Raw genomic sequence first — 513 nt, 5'->3', positions numbered from 1 at the left:
CGCGCTAAAACGCGCATCAGCCGGCATGCCGCTCGGACAAATGAACCTGAATGATGAGTTGATTCCAATTCAGTTACGTGGCACATCGCAAAACATGGCGTCACTAGAAACGCTACCTGTGCGCTCGCTACTTGGCTTTAACAGCGTTCCGCTTGGTCAAGTGGTGGATGGATTCGAACTGGTCACCGAAGAGAGCATGATTTGGCGACGCGACCGCGTGAAAACCATCACGGTTCAAGCGGGTGTGAGCCGAGACTCCACACCAGCGAACGTAAGAAATGCCATTAAAGATCAGGTTGAAGCTATCCAACTTCCGGCGGGTTACAGCATGGAATGGGGCGGCGAATATTACGATGAAGACAAAGCGGTCACCGACATCATGAAGCAGCAACCAAAAGCAATGCTGATCATGGTGATCATTTTAGTCGCGATGTTCAACGGCTTTAAGCAACCAATCATCATCCTCGCAACGCTACCACTGGCAGCATCAGGGGCTGTGTTTGCTCTGCTTGG

The 513-nt window shown here is 51.5% G+C and carries 1 protein-coding gene; it reads left to right on the top strand.

Annotated features, from left to right (window positions below):
* Window positions 1-513 (top strand): efflux RND transporter permease subunit (locus R7Q48_RS31240; protein ID WP_318134315.1); only part of this gene is annotated, 513 nt, incomplete at both ends.

The sequence above is a fragment of the Vibrio sp. 378 genome, assembly GCF_033339435.1.
Note: the sequence above shows the minus strand (reverse complement) of the source record. Positions and strands in the feature narration are given on the sequence as shown.